Source organism: Vreelandella sp. L-25 (genome assembly GCF_056857535.1).
Genome location: NZ_JBSXNH010000058.1, coordinates 126,715 through 146,182, shown reverse-complemented (window position 1 = coordinate 146,182; position 19,468 = coordinate 126,715). Strand labels below are relative to the sequence as shown.

Sequence of the window (19,468 nt, the reverse complement as noted above, 5' to 3'; positions counted from 1 at the left end):
TCATCCTTCGCTTTATAACGCCATTAATCTTCGCCATTCTTAGCCCGTCTGATTCACCCCGGCCCTGCGCTATCGTCGTGCTACGCTTAATGCTAATTCACGGCTTTTAGGTGTTCTGTTATGCGCTTACGTCAACTTTCACGGGGTACCTTGGCGGCGGGGGGCGGCGCTGTTGCTGTCGCTGCCTGTTCAGGCACAGACCAGTGCCGATTGGGCAGCTTACGATGAGGTGTTTGAGCGTGGGGCGCAGCACGCGCAGTGGTGGGATGCGGGTTGGACGGGCATCTATGCCGCCAGCCTTGCGTTTGATGCTTACCAATCCAGCGAAGCCAGCGACCCGGACGACCGTTTTGATGCCCGCGTAGGAGCCGTAAAATCCGCCTTAGCGCTGGGCGGTATGCTGACGGATCGCCAGCCGCATCAGGCGGCACTGGTAGAGTACGAGCGCCTTAAAGCGCAGGGTGAGTTAAGCGGCGTGCAGGCGTTGGGGCTTTCGCTTGCCCAGGCGGAGCGTGAACGCCGTGGGTTTGAGGCGCGGGTTAGCTCGCTGGTGGTGAACACTGTGGCGGGGGCGGTAATTGCCGCTGACGGTCGCGAGCGGGATGGTGCCATCAACTTCGCTACAGGCATGCTGATTAATGAGCTGCAAATTTGGACGCAGCCTAATCAGGCCTCCAGCGCGATTAACCGCTTTCAGCCTGCCCGCGTGTCTCTTGGCCCCATCACGTTAGAAGGCGAATACGCGCTGATGGTATCGCCCCAGCAGATTGGCGCTACCTGGCGCTATTAGGTCGTTACCTTCTCTCTACACTATTTATCTATGTTTAGTGCCTGAATTGCCATTGTCGCTTTGTTAGGCACTTTTGGAGTGGGCGGAAGATTAGCGCGCTTACCGTTGTCAGCGCGCCGTGAGCGCGTAAAATATCCGCCACTTTTTTGGTTTCACCAAATGTTATGTTATAACTTATTTATTCGATAGCGAGGACGCTCGATGAGTGAGCACATGCATCGCCATAACAAGGAAGGCCCTTGTCATTTTTCGCTGATGTCGTTGTCTGCCACTAAGCGGTTGGGCTTTGTCGCGCTCCCGTTGCTGGCGCTTTGGGGGCTGGTGGTGTGGGCAGGCGGGTGGCCGTTATGAGTGAACGTTCCTCTTCGCGTTTGCAGCTGCACGACCTGCACTTGGCCCAGGGCCGTCGCACGGTGTTAGAACATGTGGATGGCGATATTAAGCCCGGCGCGATTACCGCATTAATCGGCGCGAACGGTGCCGGTAAAAGCACGCTGATTCAGGCCATTATGGGTGAGCTTCGGCCGATTAGCGGCAAGGTGGTATGCACGGTGGATAAAGCGCGCCGTGCCTGGCTGCCCCAGCAGCTGGCGTTAGACCTCACCTTCCCCATGAGTGTGGAAGAGCTGGTGATGACCGGCAGTTGGCCCAGCCACGGGGCGATGAAAGGTTACTGTGCGGCCCACTATCGCAAAGGCCGCGAGATTATGGCGCGCCTGGGTATTTCTCACTTGGCTCACCGCCCGCTGGGCGAGCTTTCCGGCGGCCAGCGCCAGCGGGCGCTGATTGGCCGCACGCTAATGCAGGAAGCGGAGCTGCTGCTGCTAGACGAGCCGTTTGCCAACGTAGATAGCGACACGGTCGATATTTTGATTCGCATCTTGCGCCAGATGGCCGATGAGGGTGTCACGATCATTATTGTGCTGCACGATATGGACCACCTGCGCCGCTTGGCGGATGAGGTGTTGATGCTGAATGGCGGCCATGGCCGTTGGGTCGCTCCCAGCGCGCTCAACCACCAGCATGCCCCGGCCCAAGTGGTGCCGTTTACCTTAGGAGGCCGTCATGCTGGCACTGCTTGATGCATGGTTCATTGCACCGTTTGATTACGGCTTTATGCGCCGTGCCGTGGTCGGCGGGCTTGCCCTTTCATTGGCCGCGCCGCCGCTGGGGGTGTTTTTGGTGCTGCGCGGCATGAGCCTGATTGGCGATGCCATGGCCCACGCGATTCTGCCCGGCGTGGCGCTGGGCTTTTTGCTGGCAGGCTTTTCGCTGCCGGTAATGAGCGTGGGCGGCGTGCTGTTTGGGGTGATGGTGGCGCTGCTAGCAGGGGCGGTGTCGAAAATGGGCGGCCAGCGGGAAGATGCCGCTATGGCGAGCTTTTTTATTATTTCGTTAGCCGCTGGGGTCATGCTGATTTCCATGGGAGGCAGCAGCGTGGATTTAACCCACGTGCTGTTCGGCTCCATTTTGGCGATTAACTCCACGGCGCTGCTGCTAATCGCCTCGATCAGTACGCTGATTGTGATCACTCTGGCGATTATCTTCCGCGCCCTGGTGGTGGAGTGTTTAGACCCGCTGTTTTTACGCGGCCAAAGTAGTCGTAGCGGTTGGGTACATAGCGTCTTTTTAGGGCTGCTGGTACTGAACTTAACGGCGGGCTTCCAAACCCTGGGCACGCTGATGGCCGTTGGCTTAATGATGCTGCCCGCTACGGCGGCACGGTTTTGGAGCAAGCGGTTAGAAGGCTTGATCGGGATTGCCGTGGTGTTAGCAATGCTGGCCAGCACTGGCGGGCTGCTGCTGTCGTTCCATTTAGACACGCCCTCAGGCCCGAGCATTATTTTGCTGGCAGGGGTGGCGTATTTACTCTCGGCGCTGTTTGGCCGTTACCACAGTTTGGCCGCTAAGTTGCGGCGCAAAACCACGCCCTTGGCGCTGGAGCAGTCGCACTAGCGGGTTGATGTTCATACGGTTATTTCTTAAATCAGGAGCATATTATGTCGCTTTTCTCTTCATCGCGTTGGCTGGTGGGCATTTCGGCCATGTTGGCACTGCCTGCCGCCATGGCCAACGAGCGGGTGCAGGTTGTCACCAGCTTTTCTATCTTGGCGGATATGGTGGAAAACGTCGGTGGAGAGCATGTGACGGTCAGCTCGCTGGTGGGCCCTGATGGCGATGCCCACGTTTTCTCCCCCAGCCCTGGCGATGCCCGTGCGCTAGCCGGGGCTGACTTAGTGGTCTTCAACGGCTTGCTGTTTGAGGGCTGGATGGAGCGCCTGATTGACTCAAGCGATTATAGCGGCCCGATGGTCACCGCCACCGACGGCCTTTCTCCGCGCGCTTTTGCAGCGCATAGCGATGATGAGCACAGTCACGATGCGCATGAGCATCATGACGAGCATGAGCATGAAGAGCACGGCCACGACGAGCATGCCGGAGACGACCATAGCGATCACGATCATGGCGATGACGACCCTCACGCTTGGCAGGACCTGCAGCAGGCCAAGGTTTACGTCACCAATATTCGTGATGGTTTGATCGAGGCGGATAGCGCCAATGCGCAGAGCTACCAAGCCAACGCCGAGCGCTACTTGGCTGAGTTAGATGCCACCGATGGGGAAATTCGCGAGCTGCTGAGTGAGATTCCCCCGTCTTCCAGTGTGATTACCGGGCACGACTCATTTGGCTACTTCTCTAGCGCCTATGGCGTTAATTTTCTCTCGCCGGTCGGGCTCTCTACCGAAGCCGACCCCAGCGGCGCCAGCATGGCGGCTTTGGTGGATGTGATTGAGCAGGAGAACGTGCAAGCGCTGTTTCACGAGAACATGACCAACCAAGCGATCATTACACAGCTGGCGGAAGAGACTGGCCTGCCTATTGCAGGCACCCTTTACGCGGATGCGCTGGCCAGTGAAGGCGATGCTAGTACGTACCTGGGCATGATGCGCCACAATGCGCAGGTGCTGCACGACGCTCTTGCAGAGCCGGGCCATGATGATCATGGTCATGACGACCACGACCACGACCACGACCACGACGATCATGGTCATAGCCACTAGGCCATTAACGTCAACAGTGCTGCTCAGCTATTTGCTTCTCGAAGATTGATTGCCGTGAGCAGCCACTGCCTAAAACACGCCATAGCGTGGGTTTCTGCCCGTGTTTGCAGGCGTGTTAGCCAGTAACCTCCCAAACTAACAGTGGTGTCGAAAGGCTGTACTAACGCACCACTGTTGAGTTGCCGAGAGAACATCAAGGGTGGCGCTAGCGCCACGCCTGCCCCTTGAAGAGCGGCTTCGACCATCGCGATGGAAGAGTCAAACACGATGCTTTTGGTCATCGGAAAGCTACGGGGCAGCCCTGCTGCTAACAACCACTCTGTCCACTCATCAGCGCGATAAGAGCGCAGCCAGGTCTCGCCTAATACATCGGCTGGTGTGTTTAACCGCGCGGCAATATCAGGAATACACAATACCGACAGTGATGCGGGCAGCAGCGGTTGCGCCGCAGTGCCATGCCAAGCCCCAGTGCCAAAGCGAATCGCAAAGTCGAGCCCTTCAGCGGCGAGATCTGCTCGGTTGTTATGAGTCGACAGCCGCAAATCCACAAACGGATAGGCGTTATGAAAGTCGGCTAGCCGTGGCAATAGCCAGCCAACGGCAAAGGTCCCCACGACACCGACGTTCAATACTTCCCGGTAGCTGCGCTCGCCTAACCGGTCTAGCGTATGCGACATCTGATCGAAGGAGCTCGTCAGTACGGGCAGCAGCAGTTCGCCCTCTTGGGTGAGCATCAATCCCCTAGGCAAGCGCTTAAATAGCGGCACCTTCAACAGGCCCTCAAGCAGCTTCACCTGATGGCTAACGGCTGCCTGAGTCACGTGCAGCTCTTCAGCTGCGCGAGTAAAACTCAAATGTCTCGCCGATGCCTCAAAGGCGCGCAGGGCCTTTAACGGCAAGTAGGAACGCACCACGCAGCCCCCAATTTTTCTAATAGCTCATGCAAAATATTGCCGTTTGTGGATACCGGCAGCGCCTCGTATTTTAGTCTTCTACCACAGGTTTAGCGACGAACGTCGCTCCCCCCACCTGACTTTACTCATAGCAACAGGGCTCTGGTATGCATCAGCGGTCAGCAGCACAAACTCGTTTTATTATAGCTACTTCACTACTGTTTAGCGGCCCAGCATGGGCGCTTAATGAGCCCCCTAGCGCCGATATTGAAGCGCTACTCAACGATACCATTGCCCCATTGATGGAACAGCATCGTATTCCAGGGATGGCCGTCGCCCTGAGTATTCATGGCCAGCAACATTACTTTAATTATGGTCTAGCCCATCAAGAAACAGCGACCCCGGTGACCGATGAGACGCTGTTTGAGTTAGGCTCCATTAGTAAAATCTTCACGGCGGCGCTGGCGGGCTATGCGCAGGCTAGCGGGAGCCTGTCGCTTTATGATGCTGCCAGCCACGATTTTCCAGCTCTTGAAGGGAGTGTGTTTGATGAGGTTACGCTGTTAGAACTGGGGACCTATACCGCTGGCGAGCTTCCGCTGCAGTTCCCTGAATCGGTACAAAGCGAAGCGCAGATGATCGATTACTATCGCCAATGGCAGCCTGACTCTACACCGGGCAGCCACCGGCTTTACTCTAATCCCAGCATCGGCTTAATGGGCTACTTGACCGCGCAACGCCTTGGCCAACCGTTTGAGGCGCTGATGGAGGAAGCACTGTTTACACCGCTTGGGCTTGAACACAGCTTTTTTCAGGTGCCAGACGCGCAGCAAGCGCACTACGCCTACGGTTACTCTAAAGAAGATGAGCCAATTAGGGTCAATCCTGGCGTGCTGGATGCCCAAGCTTACGGGCTGAAATCCAGTGCTGCGGACGTGCTGGCCTTTGTAGAAGCGAATATGAGTGGCGCTGGGCTTCAGGCAGGCGTTGATGATGCGCTCAGCCAAGCCCTAGCGGCCACACGCACAGGGTATTTTGAGGTTGGTGAGATGACCCAGGGCCTGGGCTGGGAAAGTTACGCCTATCCGGTGGCGATTGAAACGCTGCTAGCAGGTAACTCGCTTGAGATGATATTGGAGCCTAACCCCGCTAACCGCTTAACCCCGCCGCTTGCCCCAAGGCAGGCGGCGTACTACAACAAGACCGGCTCCACCAACGGTTTTGGCGGCTATGTAGCGTTTGTGCCCAGCGAGCAAATCGGGATCGTGCTGCTGGCCAACCGCAACTATCCCAATCAGGCGCGCATCGAAGCTGCCCACCACATCCTCACCGCGCTGACCAAAACGCCTTAAGCAAACGCGCCGCCCGAGGGCGGCGCGTTTACGCCTGCCAGCCTTGCGTGAAAAGCATGAAGATTGCATTTTTTCCCGTCGAAAAGGAGACTAGCTCATCTCCCCCGCTCACCCCTCTCACTGCAAAGAGCCAATACCATGCGCCTAAACGCCGACTTTAGCCACTTTGCCTGTGTCACGCCGGAGCAGTACCGCTGGGTTGCCTCGCCTAGCGCGGGCGTAGAACGAATGATGCTGGACCGCATCGGCGATGAGGTGGCTCGCGCCACAAGCCTGGTGCGCTACGCGCCTAATAGCCAGTTCAACCGCCACACCCACGACGGCGGAGAAGAAATTCTCGTGCTAGAGGGCGTGTTTGCGGATGAACATGGCCGCTACCCGGCGGGCAGCTACCTGCGCAACCCCATCGGTACCGGCCATACGCCGCAGATTGGCGAAGAGGGCGCGTTGATTCTGGTAAAACTCCACCAATTCGATGAAAACGATCTGCTTCAGCTCGCCATTCCTGCGCATCGCCTGCCTTGGCAGCCCGACCGCAGGCCCGGCATTACGTATAAAATGCTGCATACCTACCAAAATGAGCGGATCAGCCTGGAGCGCTGGGAAAGCGATATCGCCATTGACTGCCCTGCGCTAACGGGTGGATTAGAACTACTAGTGTTGGAAGGTTCGCTATGCGATGCGGGCAGCGAGTATCCGAAAGGTAGCTGGTGCCGCTACCCTCCGGGGGCTGCTCCTGAGCTTCGCGCGGGCTCGCAGGGGGTCATGATGTACGTAAAGCGCGGGCATCTTTCCGAGGCCCTCTCTTACGCTAACGCGCCAAGCTAGCGCACCAAACTCAAAAACGGCAGCAAGGTCAGCAGCGCAATCAACACCACCGCTACCATGACGAGCGTAACCTGAAACGGATGCGCTAATAAGCGCCGCCATAGCGTGGGCGCTTCATTGCGGGCCAGCGCCTCTTTATGGGCTTGGCGTGCGTTAGCTTGGCGTTCGGCCTGATACTCGGCCAATGCGGCCTCTGCGTCATCACGCTGGACAGGGTTGCGCAGCCAAATGGCATCGACCCCCAGGCGGAAAAAGCCCGCCTGGGTTTCGTACACATCAAAGCCATGCTCATCCAGCAGTTGGCGGACTTCCATGGCTTCTTCATCGGTTACATGGCGCAACCGAAACAGCAAATGGGCCATCTTAGTCGCCCATGGCTGCCATGCGGTCGGCTTGAATCACTTCAATCCAGTAGCCATCCGGATCTTTCACGAAGATAACGTCTTTCATCTTGCCCTGGTCGGCACGCTTCACGAAGGTTACGTCGTGCTCATCAAACCACGCCTGGGCGGCTTCTAAATCCGGCACGTTGAAACAGATATGGCCAAAGCCCTGGGGCTCAGCGTTGCCATCGTGGTAGGCAAAATCCTGCTGGGTTTCGGTGCCCCAGTTGTGGGTCAGTTCTAACAGGCCTTTCTGGCTAAAGGTCCAGGCGGTGCGGGCTTGGGTATCTTCCGGCACGCTGTCGCTGGCTTCCACGTTGGCGAGGAAGTAGAGCGAAAACTGCATCTCTTCAAAGTCCAGCCGACGCAGAACCTGCATACCAAACACTTTGGAGTAGAACGCCAGGGCGCGTTCCGGGTCTTTGACCCGCAGCATGGTGTGGTTTAAGCGAAAACCCTGAGTTTGTGGGGCAACGGGGGCAACGCCTGGGTGCTGTTCACCTTGAAACGACATACAACTCTCCTATTGCGGGTTGGGGCATTATGAAAAGTATGCTGATATAACGCAAATTCTTTGACGAACATATTACCTTGTACAAGGCTTAGGCTGCTAACAGCGTCAAGCTGTCTACCGCTATTTGCGTATTGATCATTTTGCTTACTTCCCCCTGCTATGAGGGCGCAGGTTGTATATTTCCAGCCCTCACCCAAGGACCCTTTATGTTCCGCGATCGAAACGTACTAGGTGAGCCGTTAACACCCTGCCGCCACTCTCTTAATCGTTGCTGAAAAGTAGCGGCTGCACTGGGGCTTTACAGCCTCGCCCAAGGCTAGGATAGTACCCACCAACGACAGGGGCGCCGCTTGGCGGCTGAGAAGCACCCTTTGAACCTGAACCGGATAACGCCGGCGTAGGGAGTCGTGGTGCTTTTCACCACCTCCTCCGCCGGGAGGATGCTATGACCCACCCCCCACTTGGCGACATGCTCGCCACTCTACGCGAGTCTACGCCGCTTGTTCACTGCATGACTAACTATGTTGCGATGAACAGCACGGCTAACCTACTGCTGGCTACGGGTGCCTCGCCTGCCATGCTGCATGCCCCTGAAGAGGTGGCTGAATTCACCGCAATAGCGGGCGCACTCTCCATTAACATTGGCACGCTCTCTACCCCTTGGGCAGAGTCGATGCAGCTTGCCGCTCGCACGGCTAAAGAAACAGGCACCCCATGGGTGTTAGACCCAGTAGCGGTCGGGGCCACCGCCTTTCGTCAGCAGGTCTGCACCGCGCTGCTTGCCCATCGGCCTAACGTCATTCGCGCCAACGCATCGGAAGTCATGGCGCTCACTGGCTTAGCCAGCCAAGGTCGCGGCGTCGATGCCACCACCACAACGGAGGATGCCGCCCAAGCGGCGATCAAGCTGGCACAGCAGCAGTGCTGCATTGTTGCCATGACCGGCGAAACCGATTTGATTACCAATGGCACCCACCACTACCGTTTAACGGGCGGCCACGCGCTAATGCCGCGCGTAACCACCCTGGGCTGCGGGTTAAGCGCTTTGGTAGCGGGTTTTTTGGCCGCCAACCAGGCCCATCCACTTTCGGCAACGCTGGCTGCGCTGGCGTGCTTCAGCATTGCCGGAAGCCGTGCGGGGCAGCAGGCCAGTGGGCCGGGCAGTTTTCAGGTCGCGCTACTGGATGCGCTGTATGCCCTTACCCCTGACGATCTCTCTTCTCTTAGCCAGCTGGAGACGCTCCATGCCGTTTGATCTTTCGCTCTATTTAGTCACCGATGCTGCGTTATGCGCCGAAACGGGGCTTGAAGCGACCGTGGAAGCCGCCGTGAAGGGGGGCGTGACCATGGTGCAGCTGCGCGATAAGCATGCCAGCGATGAGGCCATGATTGCCCAGGCAACACGGCTGAAAGCACTGCTGGAAGGTAGCGGTGTGCCCTTGATTATTAATGACCGGCTAAGTGTGGCCATCGCCAGCGGTGCCGACGGCCTGCACGTGGGTCAAAGCGATACCGCGGTTCAAGAGGCGCGGGCGGCGCTGGGGCCGCAGGCCATTCTAGGACTGTCGATCAACACCCTCGCGCAGCTTCGTGACGCGCCCATCGCGCAGTTGGACTACGTCGGGTTAGGCCCCATTTTCGCCACTGCCAGCAAGCAGGATCATGCTCGCCCCATCGGCTTCGAGGGCCTAGCGGAGCTGGTGCGCGCCTGCCCGTTGCCTAGCGTGGCGATTGGCGGCTTAAAGGCGCAGCACGCCGCCCAAGTGAGTGCCGCCGGTGCCCAAGGGATGGCGGTGATTTCTGCGATCTGCGGCCAGCCCGACCCTTACCGGGCGGCGCTGGCGTTTCGCGCCTCATGAGTCGGCTCGACCAACTGACCGCCTTCGTGAAAGTGGCGGAGCTTGGCAGCTATACCCGCGCTGCCGAGGCATTGGATCTTTCACGTACGCGGGTGTCGCGGCAGGTCATGGCGCTAGAGGAGACGCTAGGCGCTCGCTTGATTCAGCGCACGACGCGGCGGCTGCATCTTACCGATGCGGGAGAGCGCTATTTAACCCATGCCCAGGCCATTTTGCTGGCGCTGGAGGAGGCCGCTGCCGATGTCGGCAGTGGCACTCACACTGTGAGTGGGCGGCTGCGCATCAATGGTCCCATGAGTTTCGGCACGCGCTATCTCGCGCCTCAGGTAGCGCAGTTCATGCAGGCACACCCCGCACTCGACGTACGCCTCGATCTCAACGACCGCCGCGTAGACTTGTTGGAGGAGGGCTATGATGTCGCCATCCGCATCGGTAGCCTGCCCGACTCCAGCCTGATCGCCAGACGGCTAGCCCGCTGCCAGCTCGTGCTGTGCGCGTCACCCGGCTATTTAGCGCAGCACGGCACGCCTTTGCGCATCGAAGACCTTACCCAGCACCACTGCCTACGCTATCGCAGCGGGCAGAACAGCGGCGACTGGCGCTTCGGCCAGCAGTACGTTAGCGTCACAGGGCCGCTGGAGAGCAATAATGGGGATATGTTGACCCATGCCGCAGAAGCGGGATTAGGCATCGCCCAGCAACCCAGTTTTCTGATTCATGAGAGCATCCATCGGGGGCACTTGGTGCCGCTTCTATTAGACCTACCGCCGACCTACCTAGACATACACGCCCTCTACCCCGCACGGCGTTTTCTACCCGCCAAGGTAGCGCACTTCATCGATCAATTGGCCGATGCCTGGGGCGACCCACCCATATGGGAACAGGGGCTTGGATTATCGCGCATATCGCAACAGTAAAGTGCTCATCGGTTAGATTATCTTCTCCTTTCGCTGGTCTACAGTAGCATCATCGCATCCATGGTGATGCTCACGACGCGAGAGAGTGCTATGACGACGTTAACTACCCCGACGACAATCCTTCATGCGACCGCCCTACTGCGCGTTAGCCTAGGTGTGATGGCCCTAGCTCACGGCCTGATGAAAGTGTTCGTGTTTACGCTTCCTGGCACGGTGGGCTACTTCGAATCGCTTGGCCTGCCCGGTTTCATGGCTTACTTGACCATTGCCGCCGAAGTCGGCGGAGGCTTGGCCCTGGTGCTGGGCCTATACACCCGCTGGGTGAGTCTGGCGCTAGTACCGGTGCTGCTCGGCGCCGCCTGGGTACACCTCGGTAACGGCTGGGTCTTCTCCAATCCCGGCGGCGGCTGGGAGTTCCCAGTGTTCTGGGCCGTGGCCCTCCTGGTGCAAGCCGGCCTGGGCAGCGGTAGCTTCGTCATCAGCCGCCGACTGGCATAATCCAATGGCCTACCGAGAATCACACGTTGGTAGGCCCACTGACTGGAGTGTATCCTATGTTACCGAGTCTCTTCATTTCCCATGGCTCTCCCATGCTGGCGCTCACCCCCACCCCCGCCCATCACTTTTTACGGGAGTTGGGCCAAACCCTACGCCCTAAGGCCGTGGTGGTCGTTTCCGCGCACTGGGAGACCCCACACTTGCAGGTCAGCAGCAGCGTAAAGCCTATCACCATCCACGACTTTGGCGGCTTTCCTGATGCGCTATTTGCGGTTCAGTACCCTGCCCCTGGTAACCCTGAGCTGGCCCAACGGCTGACCAAGCAGCTCGGCGCCACGCCCGTGGAGCGCGGGCTGGACCACGGTGCCTGGGTGCCACTCTCACTGATGTACCCTGACGCTGACGTGCCGGTAGTGTCGCTTTCGCTTCCCAGCCGTTGGAGTAATACCGAGTTGATAGCCCTGGGCGAGCAGCTGGCAATGCTGCGCCAGGAGGATATTTTAGTGGTTGGCTCGGGGAGCTTGACCCATAACCTCTATGAGCTTCAGCCACAGGGTAGCCAGATACCGGCCTGGGTAGGCAGCTTTGCCGAGTGGGTTAATGCACGGCTGCGCGAGGGCGATCGTGACGCGCTGGCCAACTGGCAAACCGCCCCAGACGCCAAGCGCAATCATCCCACGCCAGAGCACTTCCAGCCGCTGCTGGTGGCTATGGGAGCAGGCGGCAGCGCCGCCACCCAGCTACACCACAGTGTTGAGCACGGCGTGCTGGCAATGGATGTCTATCAGTTTGCCTAGCGCGCTTACGCTGTGGGGCGACGTTTCAGGGTGGTGCGACGGTCGTGATAGGCAATGGCCAGACCGCTGCACATGATCAGCGCGCTGCCTACCCAGACCCAGACGTCCGGCAGTTCTCCCCAGAACCACCACCCCAGCAGCACGGCCCACAGCATGGCGGTGTAATCGAAGGGCGCAGCAATGGCGGCGGGCGCATGGCGAAAGGCCAGGGTGATGAACGCCGTGGCCCCCACCCCCAGCACCCCGGAGGCGGCAAAGCCCAGCCAGTGCCAGGGATGGGGCGTTTGCCATACCCAGGGCAGGCTGAGGCCCGTCAGTACCAGCGGTACGGCCGTCATGTAGAACACCATGGCCCACAGGTGCTCGTTGGCGCCATAGCGCCGCGCCGTGACCATCATCAGGGCATAAAATACCGCTGCGGCCAGCAAAATCATGGCGCCTAGTTGAAACGCATCTCCGCCCGGGCGAACTACAATCAGCACGCCCACAAAGCCTACCAGTGATGCTACAAGCACTGGCGGATCAATACGCTCACCTAAAAGCGGCACGGATAGCAGCGTGACAAATAGCGGTGCGACAAACGCAATGGCGGTGGCTTCTGCCAGCGGTAACAGGGTTAGCCCCCACACAAAGCACACCATGGTGGCGGTGTAGATCAACCCACGCAGCAGGTGAACGCCTGGCCGCTTGGTGCGCAGCTTACGTAGCCCGCCGCCAAAATAAGCCAACAGAGCAATGAGCGGTAACGATACCAGCGTGCGGAAAAAAATAATTTGTATCGGGGAGTGCACCGCCCCTAACCACTTTGATACTGCATCCCCTAGTGCTAAAAACAGCACGCCTAAGCACATGCAAAGTATGCCTTTTAAGGATGGCGTCATAAACATGCTCCTTGTGTTGCTATTGTTATGGTCCTACTCGGATATCACCGACATACAATAAAAAGCCCCGCCAACGTACATTAGCGGGGCGGTGAACCACTGCGGTGGTTAAAGGCTTGCGTTGACCACCATACAATCCATGCCCTGCGCCTGAAGCGTTTGGCAAGCTTGCCGCGCCTGGGATTCGTTCAGTGAGACGACACGGGCGCGAAATACTGTCGTGGGCCCCTGAAGCGGATCGATGGCAACGCGGCCTCCCACGCTCGTTGGCAGCCGCTGCGCGGCTTGGCGAGCCAATTGCTCAGCTTGGGCCGCCTGGCTAAAGGCACCTACTTGAATGCCCCAGCCAGCAGAGGCCATTTGCGCAGTGGGAGGTGCCGTCGCCAGCACGCGCTCCCGCTCAATAAAGGCTTGCAGTGGATCTTGCGAGGCAGCTTCTGGTGCCTCCTTACGTGCGGCCTCCGCTTGGAGAAGCTGGGCCTCAACGGTTTGTGCCGGCGTACTGTTAGACATGGGCCGTGTGGGTGATAGCGACGTGGCGGAGATATTAGCCATCATCGGTTGTGAGCGAGGCTGAGTAAGCGGTTGGGCTGGTCCCGCAAACCCCATAAACTCACTTGAGAAACTGGTATCAGCAAGCCATGAGCGTTGATCTCTTAGCGACGCACGCATAAAGCTGCGGTCTAGCAGATCTGCCATATGGGTATCACGGGAAGAGGAACTGAATCCACCCATCACTACGGCTACCATACGGCGGCCATCATGGACAGCAGTGGTGGCCACGTTAAAGCCTGAGGCGCGAATGAAACCAGTTTTTAAGCCATCGGCCCCTGGGTAGTCACGCACCAATCGGTTGTGGCTGGTATGGCGAGTACCGCGGTAGGTGAACTCCTGCAAACCGAAATAGTGGTAATACTGGGGAAAGTCCTGCATCACCCGCACCGAGAGCGTCAACATATCTCGCGCGGTGGTGATTTGCAGATCATCCGGTAAGCCCGAAGCATTGCGGAAGGTAGTGGCATTCATGCCCAACTCACGCGCCTTCGCCGTCATCAGGTTCGCAAAGCGTTGCTCGCTGCCTCCTAGTGCCTCTGCCACCACGACCGCCACATCGTTGGCAGAACGCACTGCCAAGGCGCGAATGGCCGTATCCACAGGAATGGAGCTACCGGCCGACAGCCATAGTTTGGTCGCCGGCATGGCAGCCGCCTGAGCAGAAACGGGCAACGGCTGATCGAGGCTTAGCCTTCCCTCCTCCAGCGCTTCGAATGTTAGGTAGAGCGTCATCATTTTCGTGAGCGACGCAGGATAGCGTGGCTCGTCAGCATTTTCAGCGTATAGCACTTCGCCGTTTTCGAGATCCACAACGATGCCTGCATAACGAGGATTCGCCTGGGCGTTGGCGCTACCCATCAGCGTCATCATCAGCATGACCAGTAGCCAGTGCGCCGCCCAAACCGTTGTGCTCACTCCCCGTGTTGTTGCCATACCAACCTCTTACTGATTGATCACACTGCCCGACACTTGGCCATTCATACGGCTGCTGCATTAGCCTAGCATGCCTTATCGTTAAATTGATCTTCCCATAGAGCATTCATCTCGATAAAGCAGCGGAAAAAGCGCAGATATAAAAAAACCGACCCCAAAGGGTCGGTTTTCATTGTGCCTACCAGAAGGAGCAGCGCTTATTCAGCGACGGCTTCTTCTTCAGCCACCGGGCGGTCTACGAGCTCAACGTACGCCATGGGCGCGTTGTCGCCAGTGCGGAAACCGCACTTGAGAATACGGATGTAACCACCCGGACGCTCGGCGTAACGCGGACCCAGCTCGTTGAACAGTTTGCCGACGGCTTCTTTGGAGCGCGTACGAGCAAAGGCCAAACGGCGGTTTGCAACGCTATCCTGCTTTGCCAGGGTGATCAGCGGCTCGATAACGCGACGCAGTTCCTTGGCCTTGGGCAGGGTTGTCTTGATGACTTCATGTTCGACCAGCGAGACAGACATGTTTTTAAACATGGCCTGACGGTGCGAGCTGGTACGATTCAGATGACGACCACTCTTACGATGACGCATGGTTGTGATTCCTTACCAAACTGGGACTCAAGTCGACACTCACGCGGAGGCCTTGTCGTCCTTCAGGCTAGCGGGTGGCCAATTTTCCAGCCGCATACCGAGGGACAAGCCACGCGCCGCCAATACATCTTTGATTTCATTCAAAGACTTTTTACCGAGGTTCGGGGTCTTCAACAGCTCCACTTCTGTGCGCTGAATCAGATCACCGATGTAGTAAATATTCTCGGCTTTGAGGCAGTTAGCGCTGCGTACGGTCAACTCAAGATCGTCTACGGGGCGCAATAGGATAGGATCAACGTGATCCTCTTCCTCTTCGACTTCCTGCTCTTTGTCAGCTTCCAGGTCGACGAAGGCGGCCAGCTGCTCTTGCAGAATGGTCGCACTGCGACGGATAGCCTCTTCCGGATCCAGGGTACCGTCAGTTTCCAGGTCGATAATCAGCTTATCGAGGTCGGTACGCTGCTCAACACGAGCGGCTTCGACCGAGTAGGAAACGCGACGAACAGGGCTGAAGGTGGCATCCAGCTGCAGGCGGCCAATAGCACGGGTCTCTTCATCAGAGCCACGAGCGTCAGCCGGTTCGTAACCACGACCCAGCGCGACCTTAAGCTGAATTTTCAGCTCGGCACCTTCATTGACGTGTGCAATGACGTGGTCCGGGTTGACGATTTCGACGCTATGATCAAGCGCAATGTCGCCAGCGGTGACGACGGCTGGGCCCTGCTTGTTCAGCGAGAGCACCGCCTCATCGCGGCTGTGCATCTTGATCGCAACATCTTTCAAGTTCAGGAGGATTTCGATGACATCTTCCTGCACCCCTTCGAGCGCACTGTATTCGTGCTCTACACCGGCAATCTCAGCCTCTACCACGGCAGCGCCGGGCATGGATGAAAGCAGAATGCGACGAAGTGCATTCCCCAGGGTGTGACCAAAGCCGCGCTCGAACGGTTCGAGAACGATTTTGGCATGATGTGCGCTGATTTCTTCGACCTTGATGTCGCGAGGACGAAGAAACTCTGTCACTGAACGCTGCATATGAACACCTTTCAGGCTGCCAAACGGATACTGAGTACTCTAAAGCACAATACTCAAGAGCATCTGGGCGGTTAGCTTTGCTATCCCGCCCAGGCCTCAAGAAGCAGAAACGTACATCAAACTGCTTACTTGGAGTACAGCTCGACGATCAGGTTTTCGTTGATGTCGGCAGTCAGGTCACCGCGTTCAGGCAGAGCCTTGAAAGTGCCTTCCATCTTCTTGGCGTCGATTTCGATCCAAGCGATGTCGCCACGGTTGGCCGCAATGGTCAACGCGTTTTGAATACGGGCTTGGTTCTTCGCCTTTTCACGGATAGCAACAACGTCACCGGGCTTCACTTGGTAGGAAGCAACGTTAACGGTGCGGCCATTCACGGAAATCGCCTTGTGGCTGACCAGCTGACGCGCTTCAGAGCGAGTCGAGCCGAAGCCCATGCGGTAGACGACGTTGTCCAGTCGGGATTCAAGCAGTTGCAGCAATACTTCACCGGTCGCACCTTTCAGGCGAGCGGCTTCTTTGTAGTAGTTGCGGAACTGCTTTTCGAGTACGCCATACATACGGCGTACTTTCTGCTTCTCACGAAGCTGCAAGCCGTAGTCGGAAAGACGCTGACGACGCTGGCCGTGTACACCCGGGATTTGCTCGGATTTACACTTTTTCTCGAAGGGAGTCACGCCACTCTTCAGGAAGAGGTCGGTGCCTTCACGACGAGACAATTTGCACTTAGGTCCAATATAACGAGCCATGAATCTGTCTCCTTAAACGCGGCGTTTCTTAGGCGGACGGCAGCCATTATGGGGAATGGGCGTCGCGTCTACGATGCTTTGCACGCGGAAGCCGGCGGCATTCAGTGCGCGCACGGCGGATTCACGGCCGGGACCGGGGCCTTTGACCAGCACGTCTACGTTTTTCACACCATACTCGGCTGCAGCAGTCGCTGCACGCTCACTTGCTACTTGAGCAGCGAACGGGGTGCTCTTGCGAGAACCACGAAAACCCGAACCACCGGCAGTTGCCCAAGAGAGAGCATTGCCCTGGCGGTCTGTGATCGTCACGATCGTGTTGTTAAAAGAGGCATGGATGTGCGCTACGGCGTCCACTACCTGCTTTTTAACCTTTTTACGGTTACTACGCGGGTTAGCCATGTTGATGTCTATTCCTGTCTATACGCTGGCTCTCTATTAAAGAGCCTGCGTGTTATTTGCGGATCGGCTTACGCGGGCCCTTACGGGTACGCGCGTTAGTCTTGGTCCGCTGACCACGCAGCGGAAGACTACGACGATGACGCAGACCACGGTAGCAGCCTAAGTCCATGAGACGCTTGATGTTAAGCGTGACATCACGACGAAGGTCGCCTTCTACGGTGAACTTACCAACTTCAGAACGCAGGGTATCCAGCTCATCGCTGGACAGGTCTACGATCTTGGCAGTCGGCGCGATACCGGCAGCAGCACAAATGTGCTTAGCGCGAGTACGGCCAATCCCGAAGATATAGGTCAGCGAGATCGCCGCATGCTTGTTGTCCGGGATATTGACGCCTGCAATACGGGCCATCAGCTTACTCCGAAATTTGAGCGGCTTGCTCGTTTAATCATCTACAAAAGGCGCAACAGCATACCCCTTTAAGAGCCCTAAGGCAAGGGGTATGCCGGCACCGGCTTAATACAGCCCAGGTTTAGCCCTGACGCTGTTTGTGCCGCGGTTCGATGCAAATGACGCGAACAGCGCCATTGCGACGAATAATCTTGCAGTTACGGCACATCTTCTTTACGGAAGCTCGAACTTTCATCGTTCTCTCCAATTCGCAACGGCGCGCCTCAGCGCATGATGCCGCCGCTACCGTAGCCTTTCAGGTTGGACTTCTTCATCACTGAGTCATATTGATGCGACATGAGATGCGACTGCACCTGGGCCATGAAGTCCATGATGACCACTACCACGATCAGAAGCGACGTGCCACCGAAGAAGAACGGTACGTTCCACGCTACGATCAGGAACTGGGGCATCAAGGAAACCGCAGTGATATACAAGGCACCGAACAGAGTGAGACGTGTCATCACTTTGTCGATATAGCGAGCGGTCTGCTCGCCGGGGCGAATGCCCGGCAGGAAGGCGCCTGACTTTTTCAAATTGTCAGCCACATCCTTGGGGTTGAAGACCAGCGCTGTGTAAAAGAAGCAGAAGAATACCACTGCCGCCGCGAAAAGCAAGATGTAAAGCGGTTGGCCGGGGCCTAACGCTTGTGATGCACGCTGCAACCACTCCATTCCTTCGCCAGCCCCCACCCACTGACCAATAGAGGCCGGGAAGAGAAGAATACTGGAAGCAAAGATGGCTGGAATAACACCGGCCATGTTCACTTTCAAAGGCAAGTAGCTGCTTTGGCCTGCATACATCTTATTGCCGACCTGGCGTCGTGGGTAGTTCACTTTGAGGCGGCGTTGGCCACGCTCAATGAATACCACAAACGCAACGGTGGCAATACCTAGCACTGACAGCGCTAACAGCGGAAGAACATTCCAGGCCCCTTCGTTGCGAGCAAGCTCAAACGCTTGCCCCACGGCACTGGGCAGCCCAGCGACGATCCCCGCGAAGATCAGCAGCGAAATACCGTTGCCGATACCCTTCTCGGTGATCTGCTCACCTAGCCACATCATAAACACTGCGCCCGACACAAACGTGATGATCGCAGTGAAATAGAAGCTGAAGTCAGCGCTGTAAGCGATGCCTTGGCTAGCCAGACCCACGGACATGCCGGTAGCCTGGACAAGTGCCAGTATCACCGTGCCGTAGCGGGTGTACTGGCTGATCTTGCGGCGGCCAGCCTCGCCCTCTTTCTTGAGTTGCTCAAGATGAGGGGAGACCGCAGTCATAAGCTGCATGATAATCGACGCCGATATATAAGGCATAATGCCCAAGGCGAGGACGCTCATGCGCTCCAGGGCGCCACCCGAGAACATGTTGAACATGCCTAGGATGGTGCCCTGTTGCTCCCTAAACAAGGCAGCAAGCTGGTCAGGATTGATACCGGGAACGGGAATGTGGGCACCAATACGGTACACCACGATGGCGAGGAGCACGAAGCGCAAACGCGCCCACAGTTCACTCAGACCGCTGCCCATCGCCGGCATATTTCCTGACTTGGCCATTTAGTCCTCTACCTTGCCGCCAGCGGCTACGATCGCTTCACGGGCACCTTTGGTGACCTTGATACCACGAACGGTAACCGCCTTATTCAGTTCGCCAGAAAGGATGATCTTCGCGTGTTGCGTAGCATCCTTCAGCACGTTGGCTTGCTTCAGGGTTTCCATGGTGACTTCGTCACCGGCAACCTTGGCAAGCTCGGCCAGGCGTACTTCTTCAGACACCAGCGACTTAGCAGACGTGAAGCCGAATTTCGGCAGACGACGCTGCAGCGGCATCTGACCGCCTTCGAAACCAGGCTTGACGCTGCCGCCACTGCGTGATTTCTGACCTTTGTGGCCACGGCCGCCGGTCTTACCAAGACCGGAACCGATACCACGACCAACGCGCTTTTCAGCGTGTTTGGAGCCCGGTGCCGGGCTCAGGGTATTGAGTTTCATGGA

25 protein-coding genes and 1 riboswitch are annotated in these 19,468 nt (G+C 57.6%); of the genes, 12 read left to right on the top strand and 13 right to left on the bottom strand.

Going from position 1 to position 19,468, the window contains the following annotated elements; all coding sequences use genetic code 11:
- Positions 1-172 precede the first annotated feature (172 nt).
- The 5 genes from AC13CN_RS07360 (at position 173) to AC13CN_RS07340 (ending at position 3,852) form a co-directional block, all read left to right on the top strand.
- Positions 173-790 (top strand): hypothetical protein, encoded by a 618-nt coding sequence (locus tag AC13CN_RS07360; protein ID WP_253556835.1) that lies wholly within the window; start codon positions 173-175, stop codon positions 788-790.
- A gap of 201 nt (positions 791-991) precedes the next feature.
- Positions 992-1,141 (top strand): hypothetical protein, encoded by a 150-nt coding sequence (locus tag AC13CN_RS07355; RefSeq protein WP_162835825.1) that lies wholly within the window; start codon positions 992-994, stop codon positions 1,139-1,141.
- Positions 1,138-1,872 carry a metal ABC transporter ATP-binding protein gene (locus AC13CN_RS07350; RefSeq protein WP_054640913.1) on the top strand — a complete coding sequence of 245 codons (735 nt, stop codon included), beginning with the start codon at positions 1,138-1,140 and terminating at the stop codon, positions 1,870-1,872. The genes AC13CN_RS07355 and AC13CN_RS07350 overlap by 4 nt, the downstream gene beginning before the upstream one ends.
- On the top strand, positions 1,856-2,746 hold the full coding sequence (locus AC13CN_RS07345) for a metal ABC transporter permease (RefSeq protein ID WP_062361902.1): 891 nt from the start codon (positions 1,856-1,858) through the stop codon (positions 2,744-2,746). Before AC13CN_RS07350 ends, AC13CN_RS07345 begins: the two co-directional genes overlap by 17 nt.
- A 44-nt stretch (positions 2,747-2,790) precedes the next feature.
- Positions 2,791-3,852 carry a metal ABC transporter solute-binding protein, Zn/Mn family gene (locus AC13CN_RS07340; protein WP_074211181.1) on the top strand — a complete coding sequence of 354 codons (1,062 nt, stop codon included), beginning with the start codon at positions 2,791-2,793 and terminating at the stop codon, positions 3,850-3,852.
- A gap of 23 nt (positions 3,853-3,875) precedes the next feature.
- Here AC13CN_RS07340 and AC13CN_RS07335 read toward each other — a convergent pair whose 3' ends face one another.
- Positions 3,876-4,763: a LysR family transcriptional regulator gene (locus AC13CN_RS07335; protein WP_269474892.1), complete on the bottom strand. Its 888-nt coding sequence runs from the start codon at positions 4,761-4,763 to the stop codon at positions 3,876-3,878.
- Between the two features lie 149 nt (positions 4,764-4,912).
- Here AC13CN_RS07335 and ampC point away from each other — a divergent pair, with 149 nt between their 5' ends.
- Together ampC and AC13CN_RS07325 are read left to right on the top strand one after the other, a co-directional pair.
- Entirely contained in the window at positions 4,913-6,097 is a 1,185-nt protein-coding gene (gene ampC / locus AC13CN_RS07330) for a class C beta-lactamase (RefSeq protein ID WP_062361911.1), read from the top strand.
- Between the two features lie 138 nt (positions 6,098-6,235).
- Positions 6,236-6,925, top strand: a complete 690-nt coding sequence (locus AC13CN_RS07325; RefSeq protein WP_062361915.1) for a cupin domain-containing protein — start codon at positions 6,236-6,238, stop codon at positions 6,923-6,925.
- On the opposite strand, the gene AC13CN_RS07320 is transcribed toward AC13CN_RS07325, so the two are convergent.
- Together AC13CN_RS07320 and gloA are read right to left on the bottom strand one after the other, a co-directional pair.
- On the bottom strand, positions 6,922-7,287 hold the full coding sequence (locus tag AC13CN_RS07320; protein WP_062361918.1) for a DUF6164 family protein: 366 nt from the start codon (positions 7,285-7,287) through the stop codon (positions 6,922-6,924). The two genes, AC13CN_RS07325 and AC13CN_RS07320, sit on opposite strands and share 4 nt — an antisense overlap.
- Before the next feature lies 1 nt (position 7,288).
- Entirely contained in the window at positions 7,289-7,822 is a 534-nt protein-coding gene (gene gloA, locus AC13CN_RS07315; protein ID WP_044628811.1) for a lactoylglutathione lyase, read from the bottom strand.
- A gap of 329 nt (positions 7,823-8,151) precedes the next feature.
- Positions 8,152-8,243: riboswitch (TPP riboswitch) on the top strand.
- A gap of 24 nt (positions 8,244-8,267) precedes the next feature.
- On the opposite strand from gloA, the gene thiM reads away from it, so the two are divergent.
- From thiM to AC13CN_RS07290, 5 genes are all read left to right on the top strand, one after another.
- Positions 8,268-9,077, top strand: coding sequence for a hydroxyethylthiazole kinase (gene thiM, locus AC13CN_RS07310; protein WP_062361921.1), 810 nt, complete (start codon positions 8,268-8,270; stop codon positions 9,075-9,077).
- Positions 9,067-9,681 (top strand): thiamine phosphate synthase, encoded by a 615-nt coding sequence (thiE, locus tag AC13CN_RS07305; RefSeq protein ID WP_062361925.1) that lies wholly within the window; start codon positions 9,067-9,069, stop codon positions 9,679-9,681. The genes thiM and thiE overlap by 11 nt, the downstream gene beginning before the upstream one ends.
- A complete protein-coding gene (locus AC13CN_RS07300) occupies positions 9,678-10,598 on the top strand; it encodes a LysR family transcriptional regulator (protein ID WP_054640911.1) in 921 nt (306 codons plus the stop codon). The genes thiE and AC13CN_RS07300 overlap by 4 nt, the downstream gene beginning before the upstream one ends.
- Before the next feature lie 90 nt (positions 10,599-10,688).
- Positions 10,689-11,096 (top strand): DoxX family protein, encoded by a 408-nt coding sequence (locus AC13CN_RS07295; protein WP_044628815.1) that lies wholly within the window; start codon positions 10,689-10,691, stop codon positions 11,094-11,096.
- Positions 11,097-11,152: 56 nt separating this feature from the next.
- A complete protein-coding gene (locus AC13CN_RS07290) occupies positions 11,153-11,893 on the top strand; it encodes a dioxygenase family protein (protein ID WP_054640910.1) in 741 nt (246 codons plus the stop codon).
- A 5-nt stretch (positions 11,894-11,898) separates the two neighbouring features.
- Here the strand turns inward: AC13CN_RS07290 and AC13CN_RS07285 are convergent, their stop codons facing one another.
- From AC13CN_RS07285 to rplO, 10 genes are all read right to left on the bottom strand, one after another.
- Positions 11,899-12,774 carry a DMT family transporter gene (locus AC13CN_RS07285; RefSeq protein ID WP_062363027.1) on the bottom strand — a complete coding sequence of 292 codons (876 nt, stop codon included), beginning with the start codon at positions 12,772-12,774 and terminating at the stop codon, positions 11,899-11,901.
- Between the two features lie 108 nt (positions 12,775-12,882).
- Positions 12,883-14,205, bottom strand: a complete 1,323-nt coding sequence (locus AC13CN_RS07280; RefSeq protein ID WP_084354723.1) for a D-alanyl-D-alanine carboxypeptidase — start codon at positions 14,203-14,205, stop codon at positions 12,883-12,885.
- A 254-nt stretch (positions 14,206-14,459) separates the two neighbouring features.
- Positions 14,460-14,846: a 50S ribosomal protein L17 gene (gene rplQ / locus AC13CN_RS07275; RefSeq protein WP_062363025.1), complete on the bottom strand. Its 387-nt coding sequence runs from the start codon at positions 14,844-14,846 to the stop codon at positions 14,460-14,462.
- Positions 14,847-14,885: 39 nt separating this feature from the next.
- A complete protein-coding gene (locus tag AC13CN_RS07270; RefSeq protein WP_016915790.1) occupies positions 14,886-15,881 on the bottom strand; it encodes a DNA-directed RNA polymerase subunit alpha in 996 nt (331 codons plus the stop codon).
- Between the two features lie 125 nt (positions 15,882-16,006).
- Positions 16,007-16,627, bottom strand: coding sequence for a 30S ribosomal protein S4 (rpsD, locus tag AC13CN_RS07265; RefSeq protein WP_058579838.1), 621 nt, complete (start codon positions 16,625-16,627; stop codon positions 16,007-16,009).
- A gap of 12 nt (positions 16,628-16,639) precedes the next feature.
- Positions 16,640-17,026 (bottom strand): 30S ribosomal protein S11, encoded by a 387-nt coding sequence (rpsK, locus tag AC13CN_RS07260; RefSeq protein ID WP_009099028.1) that lies wholly within the window; start codon positions 17,024-17,026, stop codon positions 16,640-16,642.
- A gap of 52 nt (positions 17,027-17,078) precedes the next feature.
- Positions 17,079-17,435, bottom strand: coding sequence for a 30S ribosomal protein S13 (gene rpsM, locus AC13CN_RS07255; protein WP_062363022.1), 357 nt, complete (start codon positions 17,433-17,435; stop codon positions 17,079-17,081).
- A gap of 121 nt (positions 17,436-17,556) precedes the next feature.
- The gene (gene rpmJ / locus AC13CN_RS07250) at positions 17,557-17,670 is read right to left on the bottom strand and encodes a 50S ribosomal protein L36 (protein WP_009099023.1); all 114 of its coding nucleotides are present in this window, start codon (positions 17,668-17,670) and stop codon (positions 17,557-17,559) included.
- Between the two features lie 28 nt (positions 17,671-17,698).
- On the bottom strand, positions 17,699-19,030 hold the full coding sequence (gene secY, locus AC13CN_RS07245) for a preprotein translocase subunit SecY (RefSeq protein ID WP_054640906.1): 1,332 nt from the start codon (positions 19,028-19,030) through the stop codon (positions 17,699-17,701).
- Positions 19,031-19,465: a 50S ribosomal protein L15 gene (gene rplO, locus AC13CN_RS07240; protein WP_044628823.1), complete on the bottom strand. Its 435-nt coding sequence runs from the start codon at positions 19,463-19,465 to the stop codon at positions 19,031-19,033.
- Positions 19,466-19,468: the final 3 nt, after the last annotated feature.

Coding starts and splice junctions, on each gene's coding strand:
- AC13CN_RS07355 (WP_162835825.1), top strand. CDS start 992: ATGAGTGAGCACATGCATCGCCATAACAAGGAAGGCCCTTGTCATTTT.
- AC13CN_RS07350 (WP_054640913.1), top strand. CDS start 1,138: ATGAGTGAACGTTCCTCTTCGCGTTTGCAGCTGCACGACCTGCACTTG.
- AC13CN_RS07345 (WP_062361902.1), top strand. CDS start 1,856: ATGCTGGCACTGCTTGATGCATGGTTCATTGCACCGTTTGATTACGGC.
- AC13CN_RS07340 (WP_074211181.1), top strand. CDS start 2,791: ATGTCGCTTTTCTCTTCATCGCGTTGGCTGGTGGGCATTTCGGCCATG.
- ampC (WP_062361911.1), top strand. CDS start 4,913: ATGCATCAGCGGTCAGCAGCACAAACTCGTTTTATTATAGCTACTTCA.
- AC13CN_RS07325 (WP_062361915.1), top strand. CDS start 6,236: ATGCGCCTAAACGCCGACTTTAGCCACTTTGCCTGTGTCACGCCGGAG.
- AC13CN_RS07320 (WP_062361918.1), bottom strand. CDS start 7,287: ATGGCCCATTTGCTGTTTCGGTTGCGCCATGTAACCGATGAAGAAGCC.
- gloA (WP_044628811.1), bottom strand. CDS start 7,822: ATGTCGTTTCAAGGTGAACAGCACCCAGGCGTTGCCCCCGTTGCCCCA.
- thiM (WP_062361921.1), top strand. CDS start 8,268: ATGACCCACCCCCCACTTGGCGACATGCTCGCCACTCTACGCGAGTCT.
- thiE (WP_062361925.1), top strand. CDS start 9,067: ATGCCGTTTGATCTTTCGCTCTATTTAGTCACCGATGCTGCGTTATGC.
- AC13CN_RS07300 (WP_054640911.1), top strand. CDS start 9,678: ATGAGTCGGCTCGACCAACTGACCGCCTTCGTGAAAGTGGCGGAGCTT.
- AC13CN_RS07295 (WP_044628815.1), top strand. CDS start 10,689: ATGACGACGTTAACTACCCCGACGACAATCCTTCATGCGACCGCCCTA.
- AC13CN_RS07290 (WP_054640910.1), top strand. CDS start 11,153: ATGTTACCGAGTCTCTTCATTTCCCATGGCTCTCCCATGCTGGCGCTC.
- AC13CN_RS07285 (WP_062363027.1), bottom strand. CDS start 12,774: ATGACGCCATCCTTAAAAGGCATACTTTGCATGTGCTTAGGCGTGCTG.
- AC13CN_RS07280 (WP_084354723.1), bottom strand. CDS start 14,205: ATGCTGATGATGACGCTGATGGGTAGCGCCAACGCCCAGGCGAATCCT.
- rplQ (WP_062363025.1), bottom strand. CDS start 14,846: ATGCGTCATCGTAAGAGTGGTCGTCATCTGAATCGTACCAGCTCGCAC.
- AC13CN_RS07270 (WP_016915790.1), bottom strand. CDS start 15,881: ATGCAGCGTTCAGTGACAGAGTTTCTTCGTCCTCGCGACATCAAGGTC.
- rpsD (WP_058579838.1), bottom strand. CDS start 16,627: ATGGCTCGTTATATTGGACCTAAGTGCAAATTGTCTCGTCGTGAAGGC.
- rpsK (WP_009099028.1), bottom strand. CDS start 17,026: ATGGCTAACCCGCGTAGTAACCGTAAAAAGGTTAAAAAGCAGGTAGTG.
- rpsM (WP_062363022.1), bottom strand. CDS start 17,435: ATGGCCCGTATTGCAGGCGTCAATATCCCGGACAACAAGCATGCGGCG.
- rpmJ (WP_009099023.1), bottom strand. CDS start 17,670: ATGAAAGTTCGAGCTTCCGTAAAGAAGATGTGCCGTAACTGCAAGATT.
- secY (WP_054640906.1), bottom strand. CDS start 19,030: ATGGCCAAGTCAGGAAATATGCCGGCGATGGGCAGCGGTCTGAGTGAA.
- rplO (WP_044628823.1), bottom strand. CDS start 19,465: ATGAAACTCAATACCCTGAGCCCGGCACCGGGCTCCAAACACGCTGAA.